The sequence below is a fragment of the Aequorivita sp. KMM 9714 genome, assembly GCF_011065475.1.
Lineage (GTDB): Bacteria > Bacteroidota > Bacteroidia > Flavobacteriales > Flavobacteriaceae > Aequorivita > Aequorivita sinensis.
In genome coordinates, this window is record NZ_JAAGRO010000022.1 from 1 (window position 1) to 814 (window position 814).

Here is an 814-nt window from a genome sequence, read left to right on the forward strand (position 1 = left end):
AAGCTATAAGTAATGATATCACCTACCTCTAGTGTTGAACATCCTGTGGTTGGATCTACTTCAACATCTGAAGTTTTGATAAGTGCAATGCTTGCATCAGTACAGATAGTTACAACTGTTGGGTTGTTTCCTGTATAGCTTGAGTTATCTGATTCATCATCCACTTGGGTGTTGCTAGGCGTTGTACCAACTACCTTAGCTGTGTTCTCAAACTCACCAGCATTAATATCTGCCTGTGTGATGGTATAGCTTGCTGTAAATGTAGTAGTGTCCTCTTGACCTGGCTCCAATGTGATTGGACCTCCTGATACGGTAACACCACCTACTAAATCACTTACCATAACATCGGTTAGGGTAACGTTTCCAGTATTCTTAACAGAGAAGCTATAGGTAATAATATCACCAACCTCTAGTGTTGAACATCCTGTGGTTGGATCTATTTCAACATCTGAAGTTTTAATAAGCGCAATACTTGCATCTGTACAGATAGTTACAACTGTTGGGTTGTTGCCTGTATAGCTTGAGTTATCTGATTCATCATCCACTTGGGTGTTGCTAGGCGTTGTACCAACTACCTTAGCTGTGTTCTCAAACTCACCTGCATTAATATCTGCTTGTGTGATGGTATAGCTTGCTGTAAATGTAGTAGTGTCCTCTTGACCTGGCTCCAATGTGATTGGTCCTCCTGATACGGTAACACCACCTACTAAATCACTTACCATAACATCGGTTAGGGTAACGTTTCCTGTGTTCTTAACGGAGAAGCTATAGGTAATAATATCACCTGCCTCTAGTGTTGAACATTCTGTGGTTG

General features: G+C 41.0%; 1 pseudogene. It reads right to left on the bottom strand.

Annotated features, from left to right (window positions below):
* A pseudogene (locus G3A46_RS14005) lies at positions 1–814 on the bottom strand (hypothetical protein); the annotation flags it as partial.